The organism is Chthoniobacterales bacterium (assembly GCA_036569045.1).
Taxonomy (GTDB): Bacteria; Verrucomicrobiota; Verrucomicrobiia; order Chthoniobacterales; family JAATET01; genus JAATET01.
The window spans coordinates 22,211-30,174 of sequence record DATCRI010000059.1; the positions used below are offsets into that span (position 1 = coordinate 22,211).

Genomic DNA, 7,964 nt, shown 5'->3' on the forward strand with positions numbered 1-7,964 from the left:
GCCGCAGACTCTGCCCGATGGACTATCAGGCGTCAACCAGTGAGCCCGTCGCGAAACCGCCCTTCCCAGCCGTCGGCGGGAACGCTAAGGGATAGCACGTGGCCACCGCCGCCCGCAAACGCTCTCGCCGCCGACTCGTCGAACTGGCCGCCATCTGCCTGGCCGTCGCCGTGGTGGGGTGGTTCGCGTTTCCCCAATCCGAAGTGCTCACCGGCGCGGAACGCACCGCCCAGGACAAGGTCATCGCCTGGAGCGGGCTGCACCCGTCTTCGGAGGACTTTGTCTTCGTCGCCATCGACGATCCCTCCCTCAAACTCGAACTCTGGCCGGAGGACATCGCCGCCTCGCCATCTCTCCAGGCGATGGCAAAGGGCTGGCCGTGGCCGCGTTTCGTCTACGCCGACGCCATCGAGCGCCTCCTCGGCGCGGGTGCCCGTCTCATCCTCTTCGACCTGATTCTCGACACTCCGAAGCCCGGTGACGACGCCCTGAAAGCCGCCCTCGATCGCCATCCCACGCAGATCGTCGTTGGTGCCAATCTCAGCTTCGACAGCATCTCTCCCGATCACCCCGAAATTCGCGAGCCAGCCCTGCGGATGCCCGCGCCGACTCTCATCGAACATCCCAATACCGATCCGAGAGTCGGCTTCGTGAACTTCTTCCCCGAGTCGGATCAGAAGATCCGCTCCGCGCTGTTTGGATTCCAGCTCGGCTCGGTGAAGTATCCCTCGCTGGCCGCAGCCGCCGCTCGCCAGCTCGATCGCGACGCCGACATCCCGAAAATCGGCCACCCGAAGCTCTTCCGCTTCATCGACCCCGCCCAGCTCCGCATCGTCCCCTTCTACACGCTCTTTCTTCCTGGCGACTGGAAACGAACGCTCCGCGACGGCGCGGTCTTTCGCGACAAGATCGTCGTCGTCGGCCCCAGCGCCGCCATTCTGCACGACATCCATCTCGTCGCCGATGACGTCACGCTGCCCGGCCCCCTGCTTCACCTCAATGCCCTCGCCGCCCTGCTGAACCATAATTTCTACGAGCGCGCCGGCGCTCTTGTGAACGCGCTCTGCGTGCTCATTTCCGTGATCGTCGCCTGGGCTATCGCAGTGCGCTTCGGTCGCCGTCCCATCGCCGCGCTCTCGATCCTTATCGCCTGCGCCATCGGCTTCACCGTCTCCGCCTACGTCATCGCGCACATCCTCGACTACCTCCTTCCTGTCGTGCAGCCCGGCTCCGCCCTTCTCGTCGCCGGCGTCATCTGCATCTCGTGGAACTTCGCCCAGGAGCGGCGCGAGAGCGGACGCATGCGCTCCATGCTCGACCGCTACGTCTCGCGCAATCTCGTCCGCGAGGTGCTCGACAACCGCGACGACTTCCTCGCCGCGCTCGGCGGCTCCCGTCGTCCCATGACGGTCTTCTTTTCCGACGTGCGCGGCTTCACCTCCTTCGTCGAAAGCGAGGACGAACACGCCGTCGTCTCCCAGCTCAACGAATATCTCGGCCGGATGGTCGCCATCATCTTTCGCCACGACGGCACCGTCGACAAGTTCATGGGTGACGGCATCATGGCCGTGTGGGGCAACGTGCTGAGCGAAGGCCCCGCCCGCGACGCCATCAATGCCGTCACGGCCGCGCTCGAGATGCTCGATGAACTCGCAGATCTCAACCGGGCCTGGACCGAGCGCGGGCTCTCGCCATTTGCGATCGGTATCGGCCTGCACCATGGCGAAGCCGTCTTCGGCAACATCGGCTCCGCCGAAAAGATGGAGCCGACCGTCATCGGCGACACCGTGAACCTCGCGTCACGCGTCGAAGGACTCACCAAGAAATACGCCGTCCCTCTGTGCATCACGCACCCGCTCGCGGAGCTCGTGGCGGACACGTTTCTGCTCCGCTCGGTGGACCTCGTCCAGGTTGTCGGCAAATCGCGTCCCGTGGAAATATTCACCGTGCTCGGCCCGCGGAGCATGGAAATTCCCGACTGGTTAAAATGCCACGAGGGAGGCATCGCCGATTATCGCGCCCGACGGTTCGCCGAGGCCGCTGCGCAATTCCGCGAATGCGAGAAGTCCCTGCCGAACGACCGACTCGTGCAGATTCATCTCACCCGCTGCGAGGCCTTCCTCCGGGAGCCTCCTCCCGACGACTGGACCGGCACGGAAGTCGCCACGAGCAAATAAGCCGCTCAGCCGAGCAGCTTCCGATACGTCGCGAGCGCGAGCAGCGGAAAGTGGAGGCGGTAGAAATCGTAGCGGAGATAGAAAACCTGCGGGAAGCCGGTGCCGGTCGTCTCGTGCTCCGTCCATGAGCCGTCGTCGTTCTGCTGGCGGACGAGATACTCCACGCCGCGGCGGATGGATTCGCGGTGCGGATCGCCGCACGCGCAGAGGCCCATCAGCGCCCACGCCGTCTGGCTCGCGGTGCTGGGGCCCGCGCCCTTCAGGCTCGGAAAATCGTAGCTCTCGCAGGTCTCGCCCCAGCCCCCGTCGTCGTTCTGGCAGCTCTCCAGCCAGTCGCGGCCGCGGCGGATCCACTCCTGGTCCATGTTCTCGCCGATGGCGCCAAGCCCGCGCAGCGCCTGCCACGTGCCGTAGATGTAATTCACGCCCCAGCGTCCATACCACGAACCATCGGCCTCCTGCGTGTGGCGGAGGTGGGCGATGGCGCGCTTCACGAGCACGCTCTGGCGGTCGAACCCGATATAGCCGAGCAATTCCAGCACGCGCGCAGTGAGGTCGCTGCAGGTGGGATCGAGAATGGCGTTATGGTCCGCAAAAGGGACGTGCTCGAGCCAGGCGGCGGTGACATCGCGATCGAACGCCGCCCAGCCGCCGTCGCGGCATTGGAAGCTCAGCAGCCAGCGCAGGGCGCGCTCGAATTGCTCCGTGCGCTTCGCCGGGTCGGCTGGCGCGACATGCCGCAGCGCCATGAGCACCATCATGGTGTCATCGGTGTCGGGGTAATACTTGTTGTCGTGCTCGAAAGCCCAGCCGCTCGCCTCGGGATGCGGATTCTTGTGCTGCCAGTCGCCGCGGAAGCGCACTTCCTTCGCCTCGAGCCAGGCGGCCGAGCGGGCCAGCGCGGGGTGGTCCCTGCCGAGACCGGACTCCGCGAGCGCGATGGTGGTGATCGCGGTGTCCCAGACGGGCGAAAGGCACGGCTGGATGCGAAAATCCTCGGGGTCGTTGACGAAGAGGCCGGCGAAGTCGCGATCGGCCTTTTGCACGAGCGGGTGATCTTCCCCGTAGCCGAGCGTGCGCAGCGCCATCATCGCATTGAGCATCGACGGGAAGATGGCGGCGAACCCCTCGCTGCCCTCGCCCATGCGCTCGGTCATCCACTGCTCGGCGACCTTCAGCGCGCGCTGGCGGAGCGGGTGAAACGGGAAGCGGTCGTAGATCTTTAGGAGGCGGTCACAGCGCAGGAAGAAATTCCGCCAGGACCAGAACGGGCCGGCTTTCTTGAGCGAGAGGTTCGCGCCCTCGAGGCCGGCGGGATACAGCTCGTGCAGCTGCATCGAGGCCGGCAGATGCCGCACGGGGCGGTAATGGTTCAGGATCGTGAGCGGCGCAAGGATGGGGCGCGACCACGAGGACATCTCGTAGATGTTGAAGAAAAACCAGTTCGGGAAGAGAAACGCCTCGGCCGGGATCGTCGGCAGATGCTTCCACGGGAATTGTCCCAGCAGCGCGAGGTAGAGTTTCCCGTAGGTGTTCATCGCGGGAATGCCGCCCAGGCGCAGGGCATTCGCGCGGGCCTCGCGCATCCACGCGGCATTCGGCGAATCGCCAGCCAGTTTCAACGCAAAGTAGCCCTTCACGGTCGCGTTCACCTCGCTGGGGCCGCCGATGTAAATATTCCACCCGCCGTCGGGAAGCTGACGCCGGCGGATATGCGCCGCGCACCGGGCCTGGAGGGTCTCGTCAACCTTCCCGGTCCAGTGCATGTAAATGACGTAGTCCGCGCAGAGCGTGCTATCGACGGTGAGTTCGCCTTCCCAGTGGCCGTCCTCGCGCTGGATGCCGAGCAGGCAGGACTGGGCGCGGGCCACGGCCGTGGCGACATCGGGCGCGGCGACGAGCGGCTCCGGAGATTCGGTGAAGGGAATGATGCGGGCGGTGGCTTTCACGAGACCCTTCCGAACGGTCAGGCCGCGGCGGCGGCTTCGGGTTTCGTCGGCCGGCCGGTCTTGTGCCCGTTGCCGCAGGATACGCCGTTGAAGGCCTGCACCTTCGCGCCATCCTCGCGCTTCGCAGGTCGCGCCCCGAAATTGAACTTCACGTTCTTCCACGTGTCGCCCGGCCTTGCGCCGTGGCCGAGGGCGGCGCTTGGCTCGAAGCCGCAATGCACCATGCAGTTCGCGCAGCGCGGATCCCGCGCCGAGCCGTCCGGATTCACGCCGACGGCGTCCCAGTTCGTCTCGCCGAGCAGGTCGCGGTAGCTCTTGTAATGACCATCGGTCATCAGGTAGCACGGCCCCTTCCAGCCGCGGACGTTGCGCGTCGGGATCGCCCAGGCCGAGCACGGCAGCTCGCGCTCACCGGTGAGAAATTCCAGATAGCCGGGCGTGCCGAAGATCGGGTAGCGCTCGCCCCACTGGCGAATGTCCACGAACTTTTCGCGTGTCATCTCGCGGGTGAGGAAGAAATTTTCCGGCTGGAGGTTCAGGCGCTTGCGCATGTCCTCTTTGGCGGAGTCGTAGTCGTAGCCGGGCGAGATCGTGTGGCCGTCGACATCGAGCGACGACAGAAAGTCGTAGAGCCCCTCGATCTCGGCCATGTCGGTTTCCTTGTAGATCGTCGTGTTCGTCGCGACCTGATAGCCAAGGATCTTCGCCATGCGCATCGCGGCGATGCACTCCTTGAAGACGCCCTCGCGCTCGACGATGAGGTCGTGCGTGCGCTCGAGGCCATCGAGGTGGACGTTCCAATACATCCACTGGCTCGGGCCGATCGTCGGACCGGCGTTTGGCGACTTCGGGTTTCGAATCTCGGCGAGCTGCGCGTCGGTAACAAGTTCCTGGGCGACAAGTTCCTTAAGCTTCGGCTCGAGCGCGGCGGGATTCTTCGTCCATTCCACGGCGAGCCAGTCGCGCATCTTTTTGCGCATGAACATGCCGTTCGTGCAGATGTAAACGATGCGCTTCTGCGCGAGCAGACCCGCGACGAGGCCCTCGATGTGCGGGTAAATGAGCGGCTCACCGCCGCAGATCGAGATCATCGGCGCGTCGCACTCCTCCGCGGCGCCGAGGCAATCCTCGAGCGGCATCACGTCCTTGAGCGACGTGGAATACTCCCGGATGCGCCCGCATCCCGTGCAGGTGAGGTTGCAGGTATGGAGCGGCTCCAGCTGCAGGACGGTTGCGAATTTCTTCACCCCGCGCAGCTTCTTTCCGACAATATACGCCGCGATCTTCGCGGTGAGGGCCAATGGAAACCTCATAGGGCGCCTACCCTCAGCAATCGGCGTTCCAGTGTCAACGCATGCCGCAGAACGATTTGCCTCGCGAGGACCGGTCGTTCGCGCTCCAATGCCCTGCGCCGATGGATCCCCACACGTTCGAGAACCTGTTGGAGAAGCATTACGCCTCTCTGTATCGGTTCGCCTACAGTCTGGCAAAGAATCCCGAGGACGCCGCGGACCTTACGCAGCAGGCCTTCGCTGTCTTCGCCAGGAAGGGCGACGCGGTGCGCGATCCCTCGAAGACCCGGAGCTGGCTTTTCACCACGCTCTATCGCGAATTTCTCAAGCAGGCCGGCCGCGCCCGCCGGGTGGTCAGCATCGACGACGAGAACGAATCCCCGCGCGAGATTCCCGGCCCGACCGTCGAAGTGTCGCGCTCGCTGGATCAGGACGCCGCCCTCGTCGCCCTGGCCTCGCTCGAGGAAAGCCAGCGCGCCGTCCTCGCCCTCTTCTACCTCGACCAGTGCTCCTATCGGGAAATCGCCGAGATTCTCGATATTCCCATCGGCACGGTGATGTCTCGCCTCTCCCGCGGGAAGGAGGCCCTCCGCGAAAAACTGCGGGTGAACGAAATCGATCGGGAATAATCGCACGCCCCGTGCACTCTTAAATTTGCCAAAATGAATCGCGACGAAGCCAAGATCATCCTCAGCGCCTATCGCCCCGACCGGGACGACGCGGAAGATCCTGCTTTCGCCGAGGCATTCGGCTGGCTGGACCGCGACGACGAACTCGCGGAATGGTTCGCCGAAAGTCAGGCATTCGATCAGGACATGCGCGCGGCGTTTGCGTCGATCCAGCCGCCTCCGGGCCTGAAGGAAACCCTTCTCGCCGCCGCAAAAACGACGCCGATCTCCTCCAGCCCGGCATTCTGGCGTCGGCCGGAATTCGCCATGGCGGCGGTTCTCGCCGTCATGCTCGGGGTCAGCGGACTCTGGCTCGGCCTTGGCCTGGGCGGAGCGTCGATGATCGCAATCCGTAAGGAAATCCCCCAGCTCACGGCCACGCACCATCATCCCTTCGGTGCCAGGGGCGACGACATGGGCGCGATCCGCGATTGGCTCGGCGCGCACGGCGGCATCGCCGACTTCACCGTTCCGGCTGGCCTGCAGGCCGCGCACGGGGTCGGCTGCGAGGTGAAGTCGATCGACGGCGCGAAGGTCTCGATCCTTTGCTTCCATCTCCCCGGCAACGGCACCGCGCATCTCTACGTGATCGACCGCTCGGAACTCGGCAATCCGCCGCGCGACGGCCAGCCGCAAATGCTCCAGATGGGTGAATACGCGATGGCCAGCTGGAGCTTTGGCAATCGCAGCTACATCCTCGCCATGCGTGGCGACGAGAACAGCGTGCGCGCGTTGCTGTAGGCCTGGCAGGCCCACCTCGGGCTACTCGATCGAGTGCACCCGATAGTCGCGCGACTTCTCGTCGATCTCGATCCTGAGGATGTCCTTCTGCTCGGCGGCCTTCAGCAGTTCCTTGAAGGATTTGAAGCCGTGCGCCCGTTCGTTGAAGCCGGGATTTCGCCGCTGCATCGTCTGCTTCATCATCGAGCCGGTGATGCGGAAGTCCTTGCCTCGCTCGCTCTCGATCGCGGCCAGCGTCGCGGCAACCTGCTCGAGAGCCTGCTCCAGCGACGGCCCGCCTGACTTCTTCGGCTCCGCTCCATTCGGCTTCGGCTCCGCCCTGCGCCGCGGCGCGGGAGTGGCGCGATCCCGCACGAGATCATCGTAATAAATGAAGACGTCGCAGTTATTGATGAAGAGGTCCGAGCTGGAATTTTTCACGCCCATCCCGACGACGGTCTTCGCATTCTCACGCAGCTTGCTGACAAGCGGCGAGAAGTCGGAGTCGCCGCTGAGGATCACGAACGTATCGAGATGCTGCTTCGTGTAGCAAAGATCGAGCGCGTCCACGACCATGCGAATGTCCGCCGAATTCTTGCCCGACTGCCGCACATGCGGGATGTCGATCAGCTCGAACGCGGCCTCGTGCAAATCACGTTTGAAATCCTTGTAGCGGCCAAAATCGCAATACGCCTTCTTCACGACGATGTGGCCGCGCAGCAGCAGCCGCTCGAGCACGAGCTTGATGTCGAAGTTCGGAAAGTTCGAATCCTTCGCACCTCGCGCGATGTTCTCGAGGTCAAGGAATACCGCCATCGTCGCATTATCCGGCTCGCTCATGGGGTCACCCTAACGACAGAAACGGCTGAGAGCGAACCATTCGCTCAGGAGCTACGGCCACGGCTGATCGTCGTTGTAGAGCTGCACGATGCGCGCTTCGCCACCAGTCCGGACGACAATCTCCACGGTGATCTTCCCCGGCGGATTACCCCGCCCCTCCGGCACGAAATATTTGCCGATGCCGTAATCGAGGCGGTTGCCGTTCCACCGTGCTCGCAGCCACGGGCCTTCATCGCCGTCGGGCGCGGTCGCAATGCGATCGATGATCCAGAACCGCCCATCGGCCTTCAATCGCACGAAGACGGGGCCGGCGGGAGG

Annotated in this window: 7 protein-coding genes; 3 read left to right on the forward strand and 4 right to left on the reverse strand. The window is 64.4% G+C overall.

What is annotated here, in order from left to right:
• The first annotated feature begins 98 nt into the window (after positions 1 to 98).
• Positions 99 to 2,177 carry an adenylate/guanylate cyclase domain-containing protein gene (locus VIM61_11600; GenBank protein ID HEY8901046.1) on the forward strand — a complete coding sequence of 693 codons (2,079 nt, stop codon included), beginning with the start codon at positions 99 to 101 and terminating at the stop codon, positions 2,175 to 2,177.
• 5 nt (positions 2,178 to 2,182) lie between these two features.
• Here VIM61_11600 and shc read toward each other — a convergent pair whose 3' ends face one another.
• Both shc and VIM61_11610 read right to left on the reverse strand, forming a co-directional pair.
• Positions 2,183 to 4,126, reverse strand: coding sequence for a squalene--hopene cyclase (gene shc / locus VIM61_11605; GenBank protein HEY8901047.1), 1,944 nt, complete (start codon positions 4,124 to 4,126; stop codon positions 2,183 to 2,185).
• 17 nt (positions 4,127 to 4,143) lie between these two features.
• Positions 4,144 to 5,439, reverse strand: a complete 1,296-nt coding sequence (locus tag VIM61_11610) for a DUF3463 domain-containing protein (protein HEY8901048.1) — start codon at positions 5,437 to 5,439, stop codon at positions 4,144 to 4,146.
• 41 nt (positions 5,440 to 5,480) lie between these two features.
• On the opposite strand from VIM61_11610, the gene VIM61_11615 reads away from it, so the two are divergent.
• Complete coding sequence (locus VIM61_11615) at positions 5,481 to 6,047, forward strand: RNA polymerase sigma factor (protein ID HEY8901049.1); 567 nt, start codon at positions 5,481 to 5,483, stop codon at positions 6,045 to 6,047.
• 33 nt (positions 6,048 to 6,080) lie between these two features.
• Positions 6,081 to 6,827, forward strand: coding sequence for a hypothetical protein (locus VIM61_11620; GenBank protein ID HEY8901050.1), 747 nt, complete (start codon positions 6,081 to 6,083; stop codon positions 6,825 to 6,827).
• A gap of 21 nt (positions 6,828 to 6,848) precedes the next feature.
• Here VIM61_11620 and VIM61_11625 read toward each other — a convergent pair whose 3' ends face one another.
• Together VIM61_11625 and VIM61_11630 are read right to left on the reverse strand one after the other, a co-directional pair.
• Complete coding sequence (locus tag VIM61_11625) at positions 6,849 to 7,646, reverse strand: NYN domain-containing protein (GenBank protein HEY8901051.1); 798 nt, start codon at positions 7,644 to 7,646, stop codon at positions 6,849 to 6,851.
• 51 nt (positions 7,647 to 7,697) lie between these two features.
• Positions 7,698 to 7,964, reverse strand: a 267-nt coding sequence (locus tag VIM61_11630; GenBank protein ID HEY8901052.1) for a GDYXXLXY domain-containing protein, incomplete at its 5' end; no start/stop codon positions are given.

Coding starts and splice junctions, on each gene's coding strand:
- VIM61_11620 (HEY8901050.1), top strand. CDS start 6,081: ATGAATCGCGACGAAGCCAAGATCATCCTCAGCGCCTATCGCCCCGAC.
- VIM61_11625 (HEY8901051.1), bottom strand. CDS start 7,646: ATGAGCGAGCCGGATAATGCGACGATGGCGGTATTCCTTGACCTCGAG.
- VIM61_11610 (HEY8901048.1), bottom strand. CDS start 5,439: ATGAGGTTTCCATTGGCCCTCACCGCGAAGATCGCGGCGTATATTGTC.
- VIM61_11615 (HEY8901049.1), top strand. CDS start 5,481: ATGCCGCAGAACGATTTGCCTCGCGAGGACCGGTCGTTCGCGCTCCAA.